Source organism: Streptomyces sp. Ac-502, assembly GCF_045222935.1.
In the GTDB taxonomy this organism is placed as follows: Bacteria; Actinomycetota; Actinomycetes; order Streptomycetales; family Streptomycetaceae; genus Streptomyces; species Streptomyces monomycini.
In genome coordinates, this window is record NZ_JBHFFO010000011.1 from 25,456 (window position 1) to 45,819 (window position 20,364).

28 protein-coding genes are annotated in these 20,364 nt (G+C 71.3%); 6 read left to right on the forward strand and 22 right to left on the reverse strand.

What is annotated here, in order from left to right:
* Positions 1–39 precede the first annotated feature (39 nt).
* The 3 genes from ACEXOX_RS46500 (at position 40) to ACEXOX_RS46510 (ending at position 1,671) form a co-directional block, all read left to right on the forward strand.
* Positions 40–984: an SUMF1/EgtB/PvdO family nonheme iron enzyme gene (locus ACEXOX_RS46500; protein WP_406526746.1), complete on the forward strand. Its 945-nt coding sequence runs from the start codon at positions 40–42 to the stop codon at positions 982–984.
* A 94-nt stretch (positions 985–1,078) separates the two neighbouring features.
* Positions 1,079–1,294, forward strand: a complete 216-nt coding sequence (locus ACEXOX_RS46505) for a hypothetical protein (RefSeq protein WP_406526747.1) — start codon at positions 1,079–1,081, stop codon at positions 1,292–1,294.
* Positions 1,294–1,671: a fic family toxin-antitoxin system, toxin component gene (locus tag ACEXOX_RS46510; protein ID WP_406526748.1), complete on the forward strand. Its 378-nt coding sequence runs from the start codon at positions 1,294–1,296 to the stop codon at positions 1,669–1,671. The genes ACEXOX_RS46505 and ACEXOX_RS46510 overlap by 1 nt, the downstream gene beginning before the upstream one ends.
* An 18-nt stretch (positions 1,672–1,689) precedes the next feature.
* Here ACEXOX_RS46510 and ACEXOX_RS46515 read toward each other — a convergent pair whose 3' ends face one another.
* From ACEXOX_RS46515 to ACEXOX_RS46575, 13 genes are all read right to left on the reverse strand, one after another.
* Positions 1,690–2,520, reverse strand: coding sequence for a ParA family protein (locus tag ACEXOX_RS46515; RefSeq protein WP_406526749.1), 831 nt, complete (start codon positions 2,518–2,520; stop codon positions 1,690–1,692).
* A 94-nt stretch (positions 2,521–2,614) separates the two neighbouring features.
* Positions 2,615–3,988, reverse strand: coding sequence for a ParB/RepB/Spo0J family partition protein (locus ACEXOX_RS46520; protein WP_406526750.1), 1,374 nt, complete (start codon positions 3,986–3,988; stop codon positions 2,615–2,617).
* 148 nt (positions 3,989–4,136) lie between these two features.
* Positions 4,137–4,712: a hypothetical protein gene (locus tag ACEXOX_RS46525; RefSeq protein ID WP_406527053.1), complete on the reverse strand. Its 576-nt coding sequence runs from the start codon at positions 4,710–4,712 to the stop codon at positions 4,137–4,139.
* Positions 4,713–4,905: 193 nt separating this feature from the next.
* Entirely contained in the window at positions 4,906–5,241 is a 336-nt protein-coding gene (locus ACEXOX_RS46530) for a hypothetical protein (protein WP_406526752.1), read from the reverse strand.
* Entirely contained in the window at positions 5,207–5,659 is a 453-nt protein-coding gene (locus tag ACEXOX_RS46535) for a hypothetical protein (protein WP_406526753.1), read from the reverse strand. The genes ACEXOX_RS46530 and ACEXOX_RS46535 overlap by 35 nt, the downstream gene beginning before the upstream one ends.
* 95 nt (positions 5,660–5,754) lie before the next feature.
* Entirely contained in the window at positions 5,755–6,027 is a 273-nt protein-coding gene (locus ACEXOX_RS46540; RefSeq protein ID WP_406526754.1) for a hypothetical protein, read from the reverse strand.
* 11 nt (positions 6,028–6,038) lie between these two features.
* Positions 6,039–6,806, reverse strand: a complete 768-nt coding sequence (locus ACEXOX_RS46545) for a hypothetical protein (protein ID WP_406526755.1) — start codon at positions 6,804–6,806, stop codon at positions 6,039–6,041.
* Between the two features lie 97 nt (positions 6,807–6,903).
* On the reverse strand, positions 6,904–7,251 hold the full coding sequence (locus ACEXOX_RS46550; protein ID WP_406526756.1) for a hypothetical protein: 348 nt from the start codon (positions 7,249–7,251) through the stop codon (positions 6,904–6,906).
* Between the two features lie 52 nt (positions 7,252–7,303).
* A complete protein-coding gene (locus ACEXOX_RS46555; protein ID WP_406526757.1) occupies positions 7,304–7,708 on the reverse strand; it encodes a hypothetical protein in 405 nt (134 codons plus the stop codon).
* A gap of 4 nt (positions 7,709–7,712) precedes the next feature.
* Positions 7,713–7,916: a hypothetical protein gene (locus ACEXOX_RS46560; protein WP_406526758.1), complete on the reverse strand. Its 204-nt coding sequence runs from the start codon at positions 7,914–7,916 to the stop codon at positions 7,713–7,715.
* Positions 7,868–8,326, reverse strand: coding sequence for a hypothetical protein (locus tag ACEXOX_RS46565; RefSeq protein WP_406526759.1), 459 nt, complete (start codon positions 8,324–8,326; stop codon positions 7,868–7,870). The genes ACEXOX_RS46560 and ACEXOX_RS46565 overlap by 49 nt, the downstream gene beginning before the upstream one ends.
* A 97-nt stretch (positions 8,327–8,423) precedes the next feature.
* Positions 8,424–8,843 (reverse strand): hypothetical protein, encoded by a 420-nt coding sequence (locus ACEXOX_RS46570; RefSeq protein WP_406526760.1) that lies wholly within the window; start codon positions 8,841–8,843, stop codon positions 8,424–8,426.
* Between the two features lie 4 nt (positions 8,844–8,847).
* Positions 8,848–9,090: a hypothetical protein gene (locus ACEXOX_RS46575; protein WP_406526761.1), complete on the reverse strand. Its 243-nt coding sequence runs from the start codon at positions 9,088–9,090 to the stop codon at positions 8,848–8,850.
* 293 nt (positions 9,091–9,383) lie between these two features.
* Between ACEXOX_RS46575 and ACEXOX_RS46580 the strand changes: the two genes are divergently transcribed.
* The gene (locus ACEXOX_RS46580) at positions 9,384–10,289 is read left to right on the forward strand and encodes a hypothetical protein (RefSeq protein WP_406526762.1); all 906 of its coding nucleotides are present in this window, start codon (positions 9,384–9,386) and stop codon (positions 10,287–10,289) included.
* Between the two features lie 122 nt (positions 10,290–10,411).
* On the opposite strand, the gene ACEXOX_RS46585 is transcribed toward ACEXOX_RS46580, so the two are convergent.
* A complete protein-coding gene (locus ACEXOX_RS46585; RefSeq protein ID WP_406526763.1) occupies positions 10,412–10,606 on the reverse strand; it encodes a hypothetical protein in 195 nt (64 codons plus the stop codon).
* A 329-nt stretch (positions 10,607–10,935) separates the two neighbouring features.
* Complete coding sequence (locus ACEXOX_RS46590; protein ID WP_406526764.1) at positions 10,936–11,211, reverse strand: hypothetical protein; 276 nt, start codon at positions 11,209–11,211, stop codon at positions 10,936–10,938.
* 244 nt (positions 11,212–11,455) lie between these two features.
* Here ACEXOX_RS46590 and ACEXOX_RS46595 point away from each other — a divergent pair, with 244 nt between their 5' ends.
* Entirely contained in the window at positions 11,456–11,632 is a 177-nt protein-coding gene (locus tag ACEXOX_RS46595; protein ID WP_406526765.1) for a hypothetical protein, read from the forward strand.
* Positions 11,632–11,787, forward strand: a complete 156-nt coding sequence (locus ACEXOX_RS46600) for a hypothetical protein (RefSeq protein ID WP_406526766.1) — start codon at positions 11,632–11,634, stop codon at positions 11,785–11,787. Before ACEXOX_RS46595 ends, ACEXOX_RS46600 begins: the two co-directional genes overlap by 1 nt.
* A gap of 99 nt (positions 11,788–11,886) precedes the next feature.
* On the opposite strand, the gene ACEXOX_RS46605 is transcribed toward ACEXOX_RS46600, so the two are convergent.
* The 7 genes from ACEXOX_RS46605 to ACEXOX_RS46635 all read right to left on the reverse strand — a co-directional run bounded on the left by ACEXOX_RS46605 (position 11,887) and on the right by ACEXOX_RS46635 (position 20,251).
* Positions 11,887–12,078 carry a hypothetical protein gene (locus ACEXOX_RS46605; RefSeq protein ID WP_406526767.1) on the reverse strand — a complete coding sequence of 64 codons (192 nt, stop codon included), beginning with the start codon at positions 12,076–12,078 and terminating at the stop codon, positions 11,887–11,889.
* Positions 12,079–12,095: 17 nt separating this feature from the next.
* Positions 12,096–12,635: a bifunctional DNA primase/polymerase gene (locus ACEXOX_RS46610; protein ID WP_406526768.1), complete on the reverse strand. Its 540-nt coding sequence runs from the start codon at positions 12,633–12,635 to the stop codon at positions 12,096–12,098.
* Positions 12,636–12,653: 18 nt separating this feature from the next.
* The gene (locus tag ACEXOX_RS46615) at positions 12,654–13,691 is read right to left on the reverse strand and encodes a C40 family peptidase (protein ID WP_406526769.1); all 1,038 of its coding nucleotides are present in this window, start codon (positions 13,689–13,691) and stop codon (positions 12,654–12,656) included.
* 110 nt (positions 13,692–13,801) lie between these two features.
* Positions 13,802–14,218 (reverse strand): hypothetical protein, encoded by a 417-nt coding sequence (locus ACEXOX_RS46620; protein WP_406526770.1) that lies wholly within the window; start codon positions 14,216–14,218, stop codon positions 13,802–13,804.
* Positions 14,218–16,752 (reverse strand): hypothetical protein, encoded by a 2,535-nt coding sequence (locus ACEXOX_RS46625; RefSeq protein WP_406526771.1) that lies wholly within the window; start codon positions 16,750–16,752, stop codon positions 14,218–14,220. Before ACEXOX_RS46625 ends, ACEXOX_RS46620 begins: the two co-directional genes overlap by 1 nt.
* Positions 16,749–19,865 (reverse strand): ATP-binding protein, encoded by a 3,117-nt coding sequence (locus ACEXOX_RS46630; protein WP_406526772.1) that lies wholly within the window; start codon positions 19,863–19,865, stop codon positions 16,749–16,751. The genes ACEXOX_RS46625 and ACEXOX_RS46630 overlap by 4 nt, the downstream gene beginning before the upstream one ends.
* Positions 19,866–19,876: 11 nt before the next feature.
* Positions 19,877–20,251, reverse strand: a complete 375-nt coding sequence (locus ACEXOX_RS46635; RefSeq protein WP_406526773.1) for a hypothetical protein — start codon at positions 20,249–20,251, stop codon at positions 19,877–19,879.
* Positions 20,252–20,364: the final 113 nt, after the last annotated feature.

The following is a 20,364-nucleotide window of genomic DNA, read 5'->3' on the forward strand; positions in this document are numbered from 1 at the left end:
GTCTGAGGTGTATAGCAGCAGCAGGTCAGGGGAGGGGCTATGCCGGTTGTAACGCAATGGACAGGACGGGAGACAAGGGCGCTGCGCCTCGCCATGCGGCTGTCCCTGGTCGACTTCGGGGAGCGGCTGCAGGTCTCTGACCGGATGGTGGTCAACTGGGAGAGCGGCGGCCTGTCTGTGGTCCCCCGGCTGATCAATCAGGCGGGTCTGGACCGGCTGCTGGCGACCGCCGGCCGAGACGTGTGCGCGCGCTTCGTCGGCCTGCTCGACATCGCCCCGGCCGTACCGCATCCGGTGGTGGTCGAGGACAGCGAGCTTCCGCCCCAGCCGGTCGGCGAGTACGTACGGCACCTCCGCGACGGGAAGATGATGGCGTACATCCCGGCGGGCATCTTCTTGGCGGGCACCGAGGGCGAGCCGGAGTGGGTCGATGCCTACTGGATCGACGCGCACCCGGTCACGAATGCCGACTACGCGCGATTCTGTGCGGCGAGCGGGCACACCGTGCCCCGGCACTGGGAGGGCGGGCGGTGCGCTCGCGCGCTTTACGACCACCCGGTGGTGTGGGTGTCCCATCAGGACGCGTCCGCCTACGCGAAGTGGGCAGGCAAGACGCTGCCCACGGCGCTCCAATGGGAAAAGGCAGCCCGCGGTACCGCAGGCAGCCCTTGGCCCTGGGGCGGCCAGAAGACGCCGGCGAAGGCGAACGTCCGCGAGTCCGGCATTGAATCGACCACCCCTGTGAGTTGCTATCACAGCGGTGTCAGTCCGTTCGGTGTCTACGACCTGGTGGGCAACACGTGGGAGTGGACATCGACGCAGACCACCTCTGGCCGCTACGAGCTAAAGGGTGGTGCGTTCACGACTCCGCTTTTCCGGGGTGAGCCGTCGTCGTACAACGACGCTTCTTTGACCATGGACGATGACGACACGGGGTTCCGGTGCGTGGCGCTGGACGGGATGCCGGAGTCTCCCACGAAGTGACACCGCGTGCGCAGGGCCCGACCGGTTGCGGTCGGGCCCTGCGCTGTTGCGGTACTCCCCTCCCCGGGCCGCCGGGTCCGGCTACCGTCGGGGTATGCCGGAAATTCGTATTGAGGTCAGCGACGAGGTCTACGAGGAGCTGCAGCGGCAGGCCGCAGGGCAGCATGTGCCCGCGGAGACGGTCGCCCAGGAGCTGCTGACGGCCGACGTCGTCCGCTCCACCTTCAACCGCGCCGCAGCCGAGTTCATCCACGAGCACGCTGCTGCGTTCGCGGAGCGCTTCGGCGGTCCCGCCGGGGCCGCTGCCTGATGCCCTTCATCCTGACGATTGACGAGGCGTGGCTGCTGGAGGTCGCGCAGACCTACCTCCCCGGAGATCCGGATGTCACGGATTTCGGGGCTCTGGCCGCCGCGGCGGCCAGGCACCGGCACGAGGTGATGGGCACGCTGGTCTACACCGAGGCCCGCCACCGCGCGGCGGCCCTGCTGCACAGCCTGGTTAGGGTGCCGGCGCTGGAGCACTCCAACGAGACCTTCGCCGTGGCGGTGGCGTACGCGTACCTGCGGGCCAGCGGGCAGGCCGTCACGGTGGACTCACAGACCGCCGTGAACCTGGCCGCGCGGGTGGACGCGGGGCTGGATGTGCGCGCCGTCGCCGAGGCCCTGCGTGCGTGGTCGGCGTCCTGAGTTTTCGGCGCCGAAAATTCAGAGCGGCAGCTTCTTGACGACCTTCCGGAAGTCTTCTGCCTGCTGGGAGTGCTCGCCGCAGTAGTACAGGACGGGCTCTTGGTGCTCCATGGCCTCCAGGAACTGGACGCTGTCATGGATGTACGGCAGGGCCCGCTTGCCGTAGAACTCCAGGGTTTGGTCCCATTTGTCGGTGTAGAACTTGCCGCGGTTGGTGACGTAGCCGTTGAACAGCACGTATTCCATTGCGGCGCAGCCGCCGGCGAACTCGAACTTGCGCTGTCCGCGCTCGATGAACGTCTGCAGGCTGGTCAGGGTGTCGTCGGCCTTGGGGTCCGGGCGGATGCAGCCGATCACGTAGTCGAGGCCCGCGAGGTAGGAGATTTCCAGGGTGTCCACAGCGCCCCGGAAGTCGACCACGATGACGTCCACCAAGCCCTTGGGGAGGGCTTCGACGGCTCGGCGGAGCCAGAAGTCGTCCGCGTCCCTGGTGGGGTCGTTGATTGCGGACGATGCCTGGGACATGGAGCGCGAGCCGAGAACGAGATGCAGGTTGGGGATCACCTGGAAGTGGTCGTCGTCGTCGGCGTGCGGGTCGTCGTCGCGCTCGGGCTGGAGGATGCGCGTCCGGGCCGGCACCAGGGCCTCGGTGAGCGGGGCCTCCCCCAGCACCACCTCGTAGATGCTGGTCCTGCGGCTGAGGTCCCGTTCGACCCGCTTGACCCGCTCGGGGTGGAATTTCTTGTTGGTCACGCCGTAGCCGAGGTAGGAAGAGGCCACCATGGTGGGGTCGCCGTCGATGAGCCAGGTGGTCTTACCGGTCCGGGCGATCTCTACGGCCAGGTTCACGGCGTCGGTGCTCTTGCCGGTGCCGCCCCCTCGTTGGCGGTGCCGAAGGCCACGGGGCCGTCCGGGTAGCGTCGCAACTCCTTGCTCCTGCGGGTCACTGCTGCACCTCGGTGACGTTGTGGATGCGGGCGGTCTCTTCTGCGGTGGGGGTATAGCCGCCTTCGGTGACGAGGCTTTGGATGTACGCCGCATCTGCCGCACCCCAGGCGATGGCAGGCAAGTCGGCCAGGTTCAACAGCCGCAGCTCGGCACAGACCAGAGCCACGGCATCGGCTACCCGAAGCAGCTCGGCGCCTTCCCAGGGGCCCTCAGAGAGCGTCACCTCGGCCTGCTCCAGCGCTTGGACGGCCAGCACGCAAGCGTCGTCGGGCGCGTGCCTGACCAGTGCTCGGGCCAGCCGCTGGGTGAGGGCGTCGTGAGGCTCTTGGTACGTACGGTTGCCCAGGACCGCTACCAGCGCGGCCCAGCGCTCCTCGCCGGTTTTCGTCGCCGAAAATTGTGCTCCGTCAGCCTTGTCGCTCGGCCCGCTGTTCTGGCCCGGGATGGCCGGATCGGTGGTCAGAGGAGCGGGGTCGGTCTGGCCCTTGCCCGCCTTCCGGGAGGCGGGAGCAGCGTCGGGCTGACCCTTGTCGGCCCTTTGCTGGGGGGCGGGAGCCAGGAGCTCTACAGCCTTCTCGGCGGTGACGCCCTTCTCCTCGATGAGGGCGTAGGCCTTGGCTACCCGGTCGGGCGTCCTGAGCTTCGTGAGCAGGGTGTATGCCGGTTCGACACCGAGCTGGCGTGTGCGGACGGCGCGGCGTACGGGGCCGTCCGGCAGGCGCTTGGCGAGCTGGATCTTCTTGGAGATCTCACCAGTGCTGAGCTTCTTGCCGCCGCGGCTGCCCAGTTCTTCGGCGATCTGCTCCAGTTTCATCTTGTCCTTACCAGGGCGGCCGTCGCGCAGCCGCAGGAACAAGACGCCCTCCTGGATCGGGTCGAGGCCCTTGCGGGACTGGTTCTCGCTCCAGAGGACTTCATCCATCTGCGTGACGAGCTTGTCGGCCGCCAGGACGACCGGCAGCGTCTTCTGCTTGAGCCGGACGGCTGCCCGGTAGCGGCGCTCTCCGGTGCCGATGACCCACTCGGCGTCCGGCGGCAGCTTGGCGTCGTCCTCGGGGAAAGCCGCGCGGAAGCGCGCCCGGCGGATGACGGTGGGGTCCTGGAGCTGGCCGAGGCGTTCGATGTTGCCGACCAGGTCATCGAAGTCGGGGTCGTCCTCCCACTCCCAGTCTTCGCGTACGTTGCGCGGGTTGGGCGCGATCTTCGCTACCTCGGCAAGGAACCGCTCCCCCTCGATGCGGTTGCGGAAGGGGGTCCGGTCGGTGTCGCCGTCGTCCTGCGGCTCTGGCGTCGCCTCCGGTTCGGCCGCTGTGGCCGCCTTCTTCTGCGACTGGCTGCCTCGCGACGAGCCGGCTCCTCGGCGAGCCATGTGCCCCTCCTCCTGGTTGTCCTGATCGGCGGTTTCCCGGCAGAACCCTAGCCCGAGGGCGGCGGCGGTCTCGCGTACGCGACGAGGCGGGGGCCGTCGGATACGGCAGGTGTCTACTCCGTCCACAGCAGGTAGAGGCCCAGCGGGGTCACCTCGGGGGCTCGCCGGTGATCACCCACCGGTAGTAGTCGTGAGCGCTGGTGACGTTGGCGGTGACTTCGCCGTCCTGGTCGTACGGCTCGCTGACGGCGCGCAGGTCCCAGGCGAAACCGGTGGGCGCCACCTGGACGAGGCGCCGGCCGTGGAGGTTGCGGACGTCGCGGGCGGGGACGGGGGTGCGGGCGGCGGGGGAGTCCGGTGCGGGGGCGATGCGCCGGAAGATGCCGAACTGGTCGGCGCCGGCTTCGGGCTGCTCGCCGACCGGCGGCGGCTCGTATGGCAGGCGGTGTTCGACGTGCAGCCGGTCGACGGGCACGCGGCGGGTGGGCACCGGCCCGCCGGGGACGATGCGGGCGCGCCAGTAGTCCAGTTCTGTGACGACCGTGCACGTGGCGGGGTCGTCGGTGCTGTAGATGCGCAGGCCGGTGATGATGCCGGTGCCGGGGCAGGTCTCGATGGCACGGCGGCCGGGGAGGTCGGGCACGTGGGCCGCGGGCACGGGAACGGCGGGCGGAGGTACGGCCAGGTACCAGTCGCCGCCGAGGATTTGCAGGCCATCAGTCACCGGGGCAGTATCCCGTCCCGCCGGCCGCCGGGGGAGGGCGGGGCAGTCGGGCGTGGCTGGTGTCGGTCGTCGGGGGCGGTGCCCAGCCAGACCGCCGGCTGGCCGTTGTTTGGCACCGGCCCGGAGGGGGTTATGGACATGGGCGAGGCCCGGAGCCGGTTACGGCGGCTCCGGGCCTCGGGTTGGTGCGGGGTCAGCTTCCGGCGGATGTGCGCCAGGTCCAGGGGTCGGGGCTGCTGGCCGCGTTGGCGGCGGCGCAGCCCAGGCGGGCGGCGATGGCGGCGTGCGGCTTGCTGAGGTGCTTGCTGGCGGCTGCGCGGCGCAGAAGGACGGCGAGCAGGGCGGCCTGTTCGCCGCTGATGGTGTGCTCGGCGGTGCCGGCGGTCTCCAGGAGCTGGGTCAGGGGCGGGTGGTCGCAGGCGGGCAGTACGCCGCGCAGGTGCTCCCCCAGCTCGCGCAGGCGGCGGACGGGGAGGTGGTCTTCGCCGAAGAAATCACTGCCGTGGCTGACAACGATGTGCGTGCTCATGGTCCCTTCCGGGTGGTGAGGCGGTACCGATCGCTGGGCGGCCGGGTGGGTCAGCGGCTGGCCGGGGGTGGCCCAGACGTCCGCAGCGGGCCCGGACCGTGCCGTGTTCGACGGCGATGACGGTGGGCCGGGAGGCGGCGGCCGCGTCGTTGGCGGCCCGGTACAGGCGCATGTAGAACTCGTGCAACTCCCGGATGGCGAGGGCGGCGGGCCGGTCACCGGCCCGGTCGTGGGCCGCGGCGAGTTCCACGAGGGTGCCGGTGATGGCGGCCAGTGCGGAGCGCCGCTTCTGCATGTGCGTCCAGTACTCGGCGACCGTGTCGACGGTGTCGGCTGTGCTGTCGATGGCGGTCAGCCGGGCGGCGTGCCAGTGGTATTCGCGCTTGAGGTCGGGGATGTCCTGGGCCGGGGTGTCCATAGCGTCTCCTTGCCGGTGAGGGCGGCCGGGCGGCTGCCCGGCCCTTGACCGGGCCCGGTCCCGCGGGGTGCGGTGCCGGGCCCGGCCAGGGGCCGTCAGCCGCCGGCGGCGGGGCGGGCGCGCAGGCGTACCTGCACGGACAGTGCCCGGCGGGCGGCGGCGGTCTCGGGGTCGCGGTCCTGGAGGCGGTGGGCGCTGAGGTCCAGGAGTGCGGCGACGTTGAGCAGCATCGGGTACAGGCCGGTGAGGTCGGCGTCGGTGTCGCCCTGGATGACGGCCCGCGCGGTGTCGCGCAGCAGGCGGCTGCAGTCGTCCAGGTCGGCGTCGCCGGCGGTCAGCTCGCGCAGGTCACGGTGGAAGTCGGTCATGGTCCGTACCGTCACCTGGTGTGGCGGGGCAGGGCGGTGGCGGCCCGCCGGGTGAGCTGGTCGGCGGCTGCGGGGACGGTCCGGTGGAGGACGGAGGTCAGCTCGGGGACCAGGAGGGCGGCGGAGACGATGGTGATGCCCTCGCCGCGGATGCGGCCGCCGGGCACGGTCGCACCGTGTACGGCGATGACCGGGGTCACGGGCACGCCCAGTGCCGTGGAGAGGTAGCGGGCTTCGCGCTTGATGCCGGTGACGGTCGAACCGCAGACGCGGCCCCCGCAGCACAGGGTGTCGCCGTCGAGGCGGACGACGGAGCGGCGGTTGGTGAATGTCTGGCTGGCGATGTAGAAGGCGGCGGTGCCGTCGGGCAGCAGGCAGACGTGGTTGAGGTTGCTGTCGGCCTCGGTGCGGCGGTCATGCAGGAGGTACCAGCCGTGTTGCGTGAGCGGGTTGAGCAGGCAGGCGGTGATGAGTTCACCGCCTGCGTCGTCGCGCAGGCGGCGGACTTCCGGGCCGGTGCGGTAGGCGCGGTGGGCGACGGCTGCGGGCAGGCCCAGGATGAGGACGGCGGCCAGCAGGCCGGGGTTGGCCGGTGTGACGGGGATGAGCAGGGCGAGCAGGTAGCCGAGGCCGGCGGCCGCGATGACGCCGGGGATGCCGCGCCGGTGCTGGCGGCGGATCTCCTGCTGGCGCAGCGTGTGGGCGCGGTCGAAGGCGGAGTTCCCGGCGTCGAAGATGGAGTCGGGTACGGGCGGGACGGGTACGGGCAGGTGCTGCACGGCGGTGTCCTCCGTGGGGTGGTGTGTGGTCGGGTGCGGCCCGGACGGGGTGGCTGTGTTGGGCAGGCGGGCCCCGTCCGGGGATGGTGCGGCGCGGTCAGATGTGGTTGTCGGGCGGGTCGGTGGTGGCCATGACGGCCGTGTACAGCTCTTGCAGGACTTCCTGCTGCAGCTCGGTGGCGTAGATCAGGGCCTGTGTCAGGGCTTCGGCCACGGGCTGGCGCAGGGCGGAGTCGAGGGTGAGCTGGGCGGTGCGGTGGCTGCTGAGCGTCTCGGTGACGGCGGTCAGCAGGTCCTGCTGCATCTGCAGGGCGGGCACCGGCTGTCCTGCGGGCAGGGCCGCGGTGCCGAGGTAGCGCTCGCGCTGGTCCATCAGGTACCGGGCGAGCCGGGCGGGGTCGTCGGTGGCGCTGGGGTATTCGCCGCGCCGGAGGAAGTTGCGCATGGGATTCCTTGGCGAGGGCGGGTCACGGCGGACCCGCCCTCGCGGTGCGGGGTCAGGGGTGCGGGCGGGCGGGCGCGTTGAAGGTGGCGCGCGGCAGGGTCTGCTGGGCGGGGGCGCCGGCCGGGGGCTCGGTGTAGGCCCACAGCTCGATGCGCAGCAGCTTGTTGGGCAGCCGGGCGGCCAGTTCGCGTCCGCCGCCGCGTCCGGTGCGGCTGACGATGGTGCAGCGCCGCTTGTGCGTGAGGTGCACGGCGCGGACGGCGTTGATCGCCTGCTCGCGGGTCTGGGCGGGCAGGGCGAGGCGTCCGCGCACGCTGCCGTTGCCGCAGATCTCCCAGGCGATGACGAGCACGGGCTGGGCCGTGTTCAGCAGCTCCTCGATGGCGCGGGCGGCGTGCAGCTGGTTGAGCTGGGTCATCAGGCAGTCGATGCTGGCCAGGCGGTCGGCGAGGGTCATCGGGTCACCGCCCGTCCGTGGGCAGGTAGCGCTCCACCAGCGCGTACCAGACGACGGTCGAGAGCTGGTCGGCGTAGGCGGACCAGGCCGCCGCCGACTCCGACCAGCACAGCGAAGGGGCGCTCTGGGCGGCGCTGGCGGTGCTGATCTCGGCGTTGGTCAGGGCGAGTTCGCGGGTGTAGGCGGCCTCGTAGGCGAGGGTGAGCACCCGGTTTTCCCCGGCGGCGCGGGCACGGGGAAGTCCTCGCGGATGTGTGCCTGGTCGGGGCTCTGGCCGCGCTTGAGCTCGGTCAGAGCCTGCGCGAGGCCGTAGGCGTAGGCCCGCGCGGCGCGGTGCCAGATCCACGACAGTTCCAGGGCCATGCGGTGGTGCGCGTAGGCGACCTGCCGCAGGACGCTGGGCAGGTGCGTGCGGTCGTAGCCCTCGCACTGCACGGTGGCCGCCATGACCGAGCTGTCGTCGCTCATGTTCTCGGCGTCGCGTACGAGGCATTCGGCGGCGGTGGTCGCGGCGTCGGCCGCCGTACGGGCGCGCTCGGCGCCCGCCCGGAGCGCTTCCAGGCTGGTGTTCAGGCCGCCGACCCATGAGGGGGTGGCGGCGGTGATGGTGTTGGGCATCTGGGCTCCCTGGTGTTGGGCAGGGTGTGCGGTGGGGTCGGGTCCGGCCGGGGCGCTCGCTGGTGAGGCGGGCGGGTGTTCCCCGTCGGACGGTCGGTCAGCTCGTGGGGGTCTTGGTCATCGTGGAGATGGCGCCGCCGGAGTAGTCCAGCAGCGTGCCCGCATCGCGCACGGAGACGCCGTGATGGCGGACGAGCAGCTGGGCCAGCGGCACGGCCGCCGCGCGGGCGCGGTCGGCCATCTCCAGGGCCTGGCGCCGCAGCTCGCGCGCCTCGGCGATCCGCTCGTCGAGGCCGGCGTCTCCGGTGCTGGTGGTGAACTCCAGGTGCAGGGCAGCGTCCCCGCCCTGCACCTGGGCGATGGCTTTGCGCACGCGCGATTCCAGCTGAGACAGGGAGCGGTGCGCATCGCGCACCTCGGGCAGCTCGATGACCTCGGCCTGCCACATCCCGCCCGTGCTCAGGACGGCGCGGACGTGGTGGGTCGGGGCCGGGGCGCTGCTCGGGGTGGTCGTCATGGGATCAGCGGGTCCTCTCGATTACCACGCCGATGCCGCGCCAGACGTCCAGCCAGTCGGCGTCCGATCCGGCGTTGCTGACCGTAGTCTGCCGCAACTGCGCCAGTACCTGGGGCAGTTGGCTGGCGGCCCGGGCCTGCAGCGCGACGTCGTCGGGCACGGTGCTCAGCTCTACGAGCGTGCACGCGGCGTCCGAGACCAGGCCGGGGTCGACCGCCGGGGGCGGTGCGGCGTGTGGGAAGTTCATGGACAATGGAGCCCTCCTGTTGGAGCTGGGGCGCGGTCATCGTTGGGAAGCGGGGCCGCGCCCCTGTGCGTGTCCGGCCGGGCGAGTGCCCGACTCCCTCCATAGTGTTCAGTCACTAAACACTTGTCAACACCCCGAACGGGTCGTGTCGTGGGTGCTGCCGTAACGCGCCGCCGGACGGACGAACCCTTGTGCCCCGCAAAACCCAACCCCGGCCCGCCGTACGGGTGTTGACTGGAGAGATGGGGTACCGCGCTAGCGCCGTAAAACGGCCGCGGCGGACGAAAGCGCAGATGGAAGCGCTGCGCGCGGAGCTGTACGCGCTGGTGGAGGCGGCCCGGCCGTGCTCGGTCAGGCACGTGTACTACCTCGGCCTGGGGCGGCTGTGGGACAAGGACAGCGGGCGCTCCCGGAAGAACTACTCGGTGCCGGTGCGCGAACTGGGCTACATGCGCGAGCACGGGATGATGCCGTGGGAGTGGATCACCGATGGCACCCGCCTGGTACGGCAAGAAATCCTGTACGAGTCGGCGGAGGATGCCCTGGCGCGGACGGCGCAGATCTTCCGCAGGGACCTGTGGGCCTCCCAGGCCCGGCGGGTCGAGGTCTGGTGCGAGTCCGACTCGGTCTCGGGCGTCCTGCACCCGGTCACCTCGGCCTGGGGCGTCGGGCTCTACTCCTGTCGCGGCCAGAGCTCGAAAACGTTCATCCATGAAGCGGTGCGCGCCTACGAGCGCATCGGCAAGCCTCTGACCGTGCTTTATGTCGGGGATTGGGACGCGGCCGGCCGCTCAGTACCCCGCTCCATCGCGGAGCGGATGGAGCGCTACAGCGGGGGCATCGACCTGGACTTCCGGCAGCTCGCGGTCACGCCGGCCGACTGCCGCAGCGGCCTGTACACCGCCCATCAGGCGAACGCGGCCGACGTCAATTACCGGCGCTTCGCGCAGGAATGCGCGGACGAAGGACTCGACCCCCGCGAGGCGGTCGAGGTCGAGGCGCTGCACCCGGACCTCCTGCGCCAGCGCCTGGACCAGGCCATCGAAGGACTCGTCACCGACGTCCGCCAGTGGAACCTCCTGGCGCGACTGGAGGAGGCCGACCGCGAAACCCTGCGAGCGGTCCAGGAGGTGCTGGCCGGCCGGGAGCCGGGCCGGGGCGCGCAGTCGCCGACCGGCGGGGACGGAAGCCGCGGGTGACGCCTCAGTGCCAGTACCTGAACCCCGGATCGGCAAATCACCGGGGGCCACCAGGTGACGGCGAGCTTGATCGATCTTAAGGCGGTGATCGCCGTCTTGGAAGCTGAGCGTGATCCGGGGGTCTAGGCGGGTTCCACCCAGAGATCGAAGTCGATACCGCCGATCTCTACCTTGAGCCCGACGTCGCCCCGGTACTCGCGGATCTCTCCGACGCGGGTGACAAGGGGATGGCTGGCCAGCAGCTCCATGACCAGGTCTCGAACCCCGGCACAGCTGGGGCCTGTCGTCGGTGTGATCTCTAGATCCTCGGCATCCATGCGCAGCCTCCTGACTTCCGATCGCTGCGCACCAAGGATGGCGTAAAGGGTGGTTGCCGGGGGGATGACACAGCTTCTTGGCTCGCCAGGCACCTGGTGCCGAGGTAGCGACCGGCGCCAGCGGTCAGCTCTCGTCCAGCTCGTCGGCGTCCGCGACTCCGGCCACGGCCGCGTAGTACATGTCGAGTTCGGTCTCCACGATCTCTTCCAGCAGATCGTCGTACTCCTCTTCCGTCATGACCCGATCGTGCCGCATGGCCCCGGCCGGATCGGGGAGGCGGGGCCTCCCGGTGCCCGGCTGAACGAGACGAGGTTCAGAAAAAGGCCCTTCAGAGAGGGAACTGCTGGCGCAGCCAGCCCAGTACGCGCTGCCGCTCGGTGGGCACCAGCCCGGCCAGGGCGGCGTGCACCCACCGGAGGGCGGCCAGTTCATAGGGCGGGTGCCCGGGTGACATCACCGTGTCAGCGACCGCGCGCTGGTCCGGCGTCAGCTCGTGGGCGTCATCGGCGAGCGCGGAGAGCCAGTACAGCGCGGCAGCGCGTTCGGCTGGCCGCAGAGCCTCCAGGAGGGTGTACGCGATCCGCCGCGCGGCTGCCTCGTCCATGGGACCAGTACAGCCCTGCGACGTCGCGGGTATGTCGCAGGGCTGCCGGTGCCGCGCGAAGACGGGGCGGAGCGGGCGCGGGGCACCCCCTTGCCAATCGTGCATTAGTCGCTATACAGTTTTCTTGTTGGTGAGGGCTGCTAGCTCCCACCCCTCGCGTATCAACGCGAACGGCCCCGGGCCGGTGCTCGCAACACCTGCCCAGGGCCTCAGACACCCCCCTACGTGCATAGGAGGCGGTCCTGTGACGGATCGTACCCAGGCATCTGCCGACGCCGACACCCAGCCCAAGTCCCCCGAACCCCCCTGCAACCAGTGCGGAAATGCGGGCGGGTACGCCGAAACCTCGTACCCCACGCCCGGGGTCCAGTCCAACGTCTTCATGCCCTGCCCGGCCCCGACCTGCTCCGGCCGCGGCTGATGGCCCGGGACCGGCGCCTGATCGAGAAGTGCGCCGAGGACTACCGCCAGGCGCGGGAGCAGCGCTCCCCGCAGCGGGCCGCCGACGCTGACCGGGACGCCCGCACCCACGCCAGCACCGCGGCCGGAGCGAAGGAGGGAGGTAAGGCCACCTGATTCCCAGGGCGGAAGTGCACCATCCGCGGATGGCGAGCCACTGCCCACACACGAAGCGCCCGACCGTTCTACGGTCGGGCGCTTCGCTGTTGTCAGCTCTCAGGAGCTGGCCGGGGTGCCGTACCCCTCGTGGTGGTGGTCGGCGGTGCAGGCCGCGCAGAGCGGGGCGCGGCAGATACGGCAGTCGGTGGTCGCCTCGCAGCGACAGCGCCGGCACATGCGGACCGAGGCGTACGGGCGGACGGACGACTTGCTGCCGGCGGTCGTGCTGCTGCCGTGACGAGTGGTCATGGTGTCACCTTCTCGCCTCAGCGGCGGGGAATCAGCAGGTGCTGGAGCCAGCCGGGCAGCGGGTAGAGCAGGGCCGGACCCACGGTCGCGTAGGAGCGGCCGCCGATGACGCTGCCGGACGCGACGACGTATCCGCCGGCAGCGTGCAGGGTGATCGGGGACGGGAGCGGTCCGGTGCCGCTGGGCAAGAGGACGCCGACGGGCGCGGTGAAGTATAGGTGGGTGCGGCCCGCCGCGGTGCGCACGATGCGGGTGTGCGGCACGGGCTGATCGTGTTCGGCGCACAGGTCCCGGAAGGCCTTCCCGTCGCCGATGTCGAGGACGGCGAGGCCGGAGAGCCGGTCGGTGCGTCCGGTGGCCAAGCCCACGTTGTAGCTGTCGCGCTTCCAGATGCGGCGGATGCGGTCGTGGTCGGTGGTGGCGCTCTTCTCCCAGCCGGGGCGCCCGTCGGGCTGGAGGGCCGGGACTTTGCCGCCGGGGCGGAGCGGGAAGACGGGCCAGCCCCGGGTCGCGGTGTGCAGTGCGGCGTCGAGCAGCTGCTGGTGGTGGTCGTTCACGGGTTCTCCCGGTTCGTGTCAGGCGGCTGACTTGGGGGTCAGGGCGGATTTCGGGAGGCGGCCGAAGCGCATGTGTTCCTTGGCCGCGTCGTACTTGCGGGTGCGTACGGGCACGCCGGTGCGCGGTGCTTCGACGGCGAGGCCGGGCCGGACGACGACCAGGACGTGCGCGGGGCCCGCCACGCCGGCCTGCTTGTCCATCTCGGTGAAGATCAGGTCACCGGGCTTCTCCTGGCCCGCGGGCACCGGAGTGGCGACGTTGTACATCTGCTGGGAGGTCCGTACCGACAGCTCGTATCCGGCCTGGCGCCAGCCCCAGACGATCAGGCCGGAGCAGTCGAAGGCGTCGGGGCCGGTCGCGCCCCACACATACGGCTTGCCGACCTGGTCCAGCATGGATTTCAGGGCGGTGCCGGTCGCCCCGGTGGGGGTGTCGATGACGGGGGTGCAGCCGGCGGTGTCGGCCGGGGTGACGCCGGCGGTGCTGCCGCCGATGGCCGTCACGATCTGTACGGCCTTGCGCTCGTGCTTGCCGTACGCGTCCGGGTAGCCACTGCGCTCGACGGCCTGGGCGGCGTCGTTGACGGTCATGCCCTGCCAGCCGGGCACTTTCAGCAGCATGGAGTAGAACTTTCGGGCGGCCCAAGCAGGGTTCAGTATCTGCTCGCGGGTGCCCCAGCCCTGGGAGGGGCGCATCTGGAACAGGCCGATCGAATCGCGGTCGCCGTGGTCGAGGTTGCGCAGGCCGGATTCCTGCAGTGCGGCGGTGATGGCGACGATCTGGCCGCGGACGGGGATCTGCATCTGCTGACCGGCCGCGATGATCGCCTGGGCGTTCTTGATCTGCTCGGCGGACAGTCCGGTCGAGCCGTCGCCGTCGCCGACGGCCACCCCGTCCACCGGGCAGCTGACGCCGGTCATCGCGGTGGCCGTCGGGGTCATGGCCAGGCTGCCCAGGGACAGGACGGCGGCGCAGCCGAGGGCGGCGAGGGCCGCCGCCGAGACGGCCAGCCGGCGTCCGACCGGCGAGGCCGCCGCCCCCACAGCGATGCTCATCTACCCCACCGCCTGCGCGCCGGGCTGGATGTCGCGGACCCACCAGCGCGCCCCGTCCCACATCATGCCGACGGACACCGGTCCGGCGTCGGTCTGCACGGCGGCCGAGGTCAGCTCGCCGCCGCCGGTGTCGGTGACCGTCGCGGTGGTGACCTTGGTCGCCTTGATACGGCTGGGATCGACGGTGGACAGCTTCTGGGCGAGGCGGGGGTGGCCTGGGGCTGTACGCCGGCCAGCCAGGCGGCGGGCTCCTTGTGGGAAGCCCAGGCGGTCACGAAGGCCCGCGCGGTGTCCAGCGCGGCCGCCATGTCCGGCGAGGCGCTGGGGGCCGCGGAGGCGGACGGCGCCGGGGTGCTGGTGCGCGGCGCCGTGCTGGGAGCGGCGGCGGGCTTGGGGTCGGCGGGCCGCTGCTTGTCGTTGCAGGCGTTGAGGAGGAACAGCAGCGCGACGGCGGCCGTCAGGACGGCGGCCAGCCGGCGCGGGCTGTACAGCGGCCAGCGCAGCACGGATCGGATCTGGTCGCGCATCAGATGTCCTCGGGGGTGCTGCCGCTGTCACGCGGACCGTCGTCGTGGTGGGTGCTGTAGCCGCTGGTGGGGGAGTAGATGACGAACGTGCGCGAGCCGTCGGCCTCGGTGAACTCCGGCGCGACCGGGATGGGCCGGTCCCCGTCGAAACTCGGCGGCGGGGGCGGCGGCGAGCTGGGGCCTGCCTCGTAGGTCCCCTGCCGGTCCCGGGGCGGCTGCGAACTGCGCGAAGCACGGGGCGGCGGCGGGGCGGTACGGCCGTGGCCGGCGAGGCCGGCGGCGGTACCCTCGCCGACGGCCCGGGCGATGGCGGCGAGCATCTCCGCCTCCCGGGCCCGCTGCGCCCGGCGCTCGGCTTCCTCGCGGTCGGCTTCCTCGCGGAGCCGCTGCTCCTCCTCGAAGCGCTGCTGTGCCTCGGCGGCCTGCTGGGCGGCCTCGGCGCGGCGTGCCTCCTGGGCCTGGCGCTCGGCCTCGTCCGCCTGGCGCCGGCGCACCTCTTGCTGCACGGCGGCGCCCTTGGCGAGCGCGACAGGGTCAACGCGGTGCATCGGCGGCCAGTCGGCGTGCATCTCCGGCGCGGTCTCGCCGACGGCCGGCTGCTGGCCGTCGCCCTGGTAGGGGACTACGGAGGCGCCGGGGCGGCTGGCGTGGTCGGGTACCCAGTAGCCGGTGTCCTCGCCGTCGTGGTCGGTGGTGACCGGGCCGGGCTCGTACTCGGTCTCCTCGCTCCAGGGCTCGCCCTCGCGCCGCACGAAGCGGCGGGTGGTGGCCTCGTCGTCGTGGTCGATGCCGCCGGGCAGCTGCTCGTCGGCATCGCCGCGGTCCTCCACGCCGCGCCCGCGGCCCAGGCCCCGCAGGCCTCCGCCCCCGCCCCGGCCGCTGGCTCCGCTGCCCTTCGGGTTGATGATGCTGCCGATCTGGCGGGCGTTGACCTTGCCCTTCGCGTAGCCGAGGGCGGCGCCGAACGCCATGGTCTTCGCCTTGCCGAGGATGCCGACCCCGCCGCCGAACCAGTCGCTGTTGGGCGACACCATGGAACTGATCTTGCGGAACGGCTTGGACATGGCCCAGAGCATGGCCGTGATGATCCAGATCAGGACGATCGCGAACCAGTGGGGCAGGTGGTTGTCCTCCTGCAGAAGAACCTGGATCAGGAGAGTGTCCAGGGAGGCGGCCAGGACGAAGACGGGAGCGTTGATCACGGCTGCCGCCGCGCTCTTGCCGACGGTACGCAGGGTGCCGCTGAGCTGCCGGTGGATGGCCAGCGCCGCGATGGCGGGCAGGAACACCCCGATCATCTTCAGGATCAGGCGCGCACAGGTGATCGCGATGGACGACATGAACGAGTACGCGTTCGTCGGGATAGCCCCCAGGGCCGTGTTGACCGCAGTGCCCAGGCGGCCGTCCTCGGCGCCGGTCAGGTGCGCGTACGCGGTGGAGTCCTCGGCCTTGACCTTGGCGGCCAGCGTCTCCCACTTCTTGGCCTTGGCGTTGATGACCGTCGCGCGCTCCTTGGGCGGCAGCTTGGCCTCTGCCCAGGTCAGCGCCTGCGCGTCGAAAAGGTCGGTGCCGTACTTGCGGGCGGTGGGGGACTTGCTGTCACCGAAGACACCGGTTGCCCACCCTTCGTACAGGATCGAGGAGGCGATCAGGTTGCCCTGGCTGGTGGCGGGCGCCGACCCATGGGCGGCGTCCCCGGCCACCCCCTGCTGGATGCGGCCCACGGTCTCGGTCACGGCAGCATCCGCCAGCTTGCCCGCTTCCTGGGGCCAGTTGAACACCACGCTCGTGACGGTCATGACCAGCAGGGCCCAGACCGCGGACTTCGTCGCGTCGGGCAGGTTCTTGCGCCGGGCCTGGTAGACGATGCCCAGGCCCAGGACCAGCAGGGAGATGCTGATCCACGGCCGGTAGATGGCCTCGGCCACGGCCTTGGTGGCGTCGCCGAAGACCACGTTGAGCTTGTTCAGGTAGCCGTCGCCGGTGGCCTCCTGCTGGAGGCTGACCGCCAGCGACGTCCACCAAGTAGAAGCGCTGTAGAGCCAGTTGGCGACCTTGGTCTCGTAGCCGGAGCTGGCCGCGCTGATCATCTCGCCGACGCCGGTCCCGGAGCATCCCAGATCGTAGGTCGACCAGCGGAATCCTGACAGGCCGTACTGCTCGTACAGGTGGGCGCGGGCCTCCGGAGACTTCGGGTCGAGGGGGGCCAGCGGCTTCTTGGGCGGCGTGTCGGCCCAGGCGGCCGGGCCGCTGCCCGGCATCGCCGGGGCGGGGGCATTCTTACAGTTCGGGGTCAGGCCCGCCGGGTCGTCCAGGGACGGGGGCTGTTTGGGTGCCTCGGTGCTGTCGTCGCGCTGGCACCAGTCGGCCGCCTGCCCGGGGACCTTGTCGCACAGGTCGGGCGGGGCGGCGTGGGCGGAAGGGCCCACCAGGAGCGCGCCGAGGACGGCGAGGAGCAGGGCCAGCGCCCAGGTGCGCCGGGGCCGCAGGCCGCGCAGCAGCCGGGCCCCCGGGGCCAGGAGAGGCGTCGTCATCGCCGGGCACCGCCGTTCTGCTGGACCAGGCCCTGCACGGCCGTGTCCGTCCAGGGGTTGGTCCCGGTGCGCTGGGAGAGCGGGGCCGCGGTGGTGTTCAGGGCCCTGAAGAGCGAGGGCCGGTGGCGCAAGTCCACGGTGATGCGTTCGATGCCGCCGTTGCCGTCGCTGAAGATGAATTCGCGGTCGATGTAGTCGGCCTGCATGGTGGTGCCGGTGCTGCGGCGCGGGGCGGACAGCCCTTCGAGGACGCGTTCGTAGCCGTTGCCTGGCGCGATGCCGATCAGCCGCAGGGCGGCGCGCTGGGCTTCCTCGCCGGTGGTCCGGCCGATGAACACAGAGTCGATCCAGTTGCCCAGGTCGGCCGCCATCAGTTCGCCGGCGTCCTGTGAGATGACCACCGCCCGCGCGTTGTGCTTACGGGAGTCGCGGCCGGTCTTCTTCACCAGGGCGCGCCCGCTGGAGACGTTGAGCAGCGCCCACGCCTCATCCATCAGCAGGCCCTTGCGCTCGTGCATGGGGCGGTCGTAGATGGAGCGCTGGGCGTACCACCCGGCCAGGTACAGCAGTGGCATGGAGTACTGCTCATCGAGTGTCCATTCGCTTGCGGGCACTCCGGCGGTGGGCAGGTTGAGGCCCTTGAGGGACATCACGACCAGGCGGTGGTGGGCGGTCAGGTAGTGGTCGTCGCCGGCGTCGACCGCCGGGAAGATCAATTGCCCCTGCGGCAGTTCGGCCGCGCCGCGCAGCAGCTCGGCCAGGTGCTTGCCGTGCTCGGCCAGCGAGCCGTCCAGCTTTTCCAGGACGTCGATGATCGCGTACGGGCTGCTGTGGATGGAGGTGTCCGCGCGCTGGGAGGCCATCAGCAGCGCCTTGTTGGTCGCCTCGGAGGAGCGCAGGGAGTGGTCCAGCAGGCCGCGCAGGACGTCCACGGCCAGCGTGCGGCGCTGCGCCCGGGCGGACTGCTGGGCGGTCCGGTAGGCGGTGTCGGCGGCGTGCACGGGGTCCGGCTTATCCCGGTACTGCTCGGGTTCGAAATGGTCGGGCCGCGGGTCGGGGATGACGCGGTAGGGGTTGAGGGTGCCGGGCTCGGCGCCCATCAGGTCGATCTCGCGCGCGAACGGGCGCAGCTCCGGAAGTGTGCACAGCCTGGTCATCGGCCCGGAGGGGTCCAGTACGGTGACCGGTGCGCCCATCCGGGTGGAGTCGTAAGCGAACTTCCCGCCCAGGGTGCTCTTACCGCCGCCGAGGGTGCTGACGACGAGGGTCAGGCCGGAGCGCTCGGCGACCTCGGTGGAGCGCCAGGGGTGCCACATCACTGCGCGGCGGCTGGCGCCGCTGGTGTAGCCGAGGTTGGGGCCGATGCGGTCGCCGACCAGGGCGGACGCGGCGGGCAGGGCCCCGGCGAGCGTGGTCACCGGCAGCCTGCGCTTGTAGGCGTCGTTGGCGATCGGCTCGCACGGGATGAACTCCCGGGCCAGCTTGTACTGGTCGGCCGGGCGGTGGATGAGCATCTGCCCCTTGTAGAGCTGCTGCACGCGGCTGACGCGGTCGTGGGTCTGCTCGGGGGTGGTGCCGGCCACGGCGATACGGACCCAGCCGTGGGTCCGGGTGGACACCCCCGCGAACCCTGCGGATTTCACCTCGTCCTCGGTGTCCAGGCCCTGCTGGCGCTGGCGGGCGAGCTGATGGGGGATGTCCACGCCGTGCTCCTGGTGGTGGCGCACCTGGTGGTGGATGCGGTCGAGCTGGTCGCGCATCTCCTTGTTGACGACGTCGCCTTCGCGCACGTCGAAGGTGGCGCTGACCTCGTAGGGGAACGGCAGCCGGTCCAGGCGCTGCAGCCAGGGCGAGGCGCCCGACTCCGGGATGGGGGACAGGGACATGCGGCCGACGCTGAGCACGGAGACGTAGCGGGTGACGGGCTCCTGCCGGGTGCCGGTGACCACGATGTGCGGGGTGTAGGGCTCGGGGGAGGACCACTCGGCAGCCTCGGTGAACTCCGCCAGGTCCTCGGGGTACCACTGGTCATCGGGCTGGGGTGGGACGTCCAGCGGGGCGGGCAGGCCCAGGCCCAGGGAGCGGGTCAGCAGCCAGTGCATGTCGTCGGGGTCGGCGGGGGAGGCGGTCATGCCGGCCGACCGCATCGTGGCGGTGATGGTCTGCAGGTCGCGGCCCAGGGCGTCGACCTCCCGCTGGCTCGCCGCGAACCACCGGTGGGTGCTGCGGCCCAGGCCGGACAGCCGCCCGACGGTCACGCCGTAGTAGACGACCTTGTCGTCCAGCGGCAGCCGCCCCACCTTGCGCTGCTCTTCTTCGAGGTAGCGGTCCCAGCCGGGCAGGGGGTTGATGACGCTGTCGTCCAGCGCCCGGGCCCACCGCGCGACCGGGTAGGGGCGGTGGGTGATGCGCAGGTGGATGCGGCGGCCGTTGAGCTCGGCCAGGCGCTGGGCGTGGGCCAGCAGGAGCTGGTTGCGGTCGGCATCCGACAGGAAGCTCCAGCGCTGGGGTCCGGCGACGTACCAGGCGGTGACGGTGCCGGACCGGCTGACGGCCAGGTTGCCGACGACGTCGGACAGCTGCAGGCCGCTGCGGTAGGCGGCGTCGGTGGTGGGGCGGCTGGTGGTCAGCAGGCGGGCCAGCAGGCCGCGCTGCTCCTTGGTCTTCTTCTTCACGGGTTCCCCTTGTGCAGTGTTGGGCAGGCGTGGGCCCGGCCGCGGGCCGGGCGGGTACGCAGGGGCGGGTGGGTCAGCGGGTGCGGCGTGCGCGGTGACGTACGCCGGCCAGGGACAGGCGGCTGCGGCCGGTGGTGCGGGCCGTGCCGCGGGGGCGGCCACTTCGTGCGCGAAGGAGGCGAAGACGGCCTTGGCGGTGTGCTCGTGGTCGACGCGCTCCATGACCTGCATCGTGAGCCAGATGGTCGCGAGCAGGCCGTAGACGGCGTTCCAGGGGCCGATGACGCCCGTCCAGATCTCCAGGACCAGGATCAGGGCGAAGAGGGCCGCGCCGATGAGGTAGGCGCGGTAGCGCACGCGGAACGGGAAAGAGGCGCGCGGCGGGCCCAGGAAAATGTCGTCCACCGCGTAGATCTCGTCGTCGGTGTGCATCTGCATGGCGGCTGCTCCTAGTGCCAGATCCAGCCGGACAGGAACTCGCCGATGTCGAACCCCTTGCCCGACAGGCCCATGATCGCCAGGCCGAACAGGCCGATGCCGCCGACGACCAGGGCGCCGGGCGCGTCCTTCTTCTTGGCGCTGAAGATCACGACGAGGCCGGCGATCAGAATGCCGACCTGCAGGGCGTCCCCTTTCAGGAACTCCTCCAGGCCGTTGGTGCCGAAGGCGGCGAGCTGGGTGCCGCCGCCGGCGAGGACGGCAGCACCGGTCAGTGCGTGGAGCTGGTGGCCGGTGCGGAGCTGGCGTACGCGCCGGCGGTGGGTGAGCTGGGCGGGCGTCAGCGGCCGCAGGCGGCGCAGGTGTTCGCGGATCCGGATCTTCACGGGAGTGTCCCCTTCTGCGAGACGGGATGTTGAAAACCCATGTAACCCATGGGACTTGACCAGCATAGGGTGTGCGGCGCGGTTTTCGAAGCGGTATTGCGTGGCCGGATATG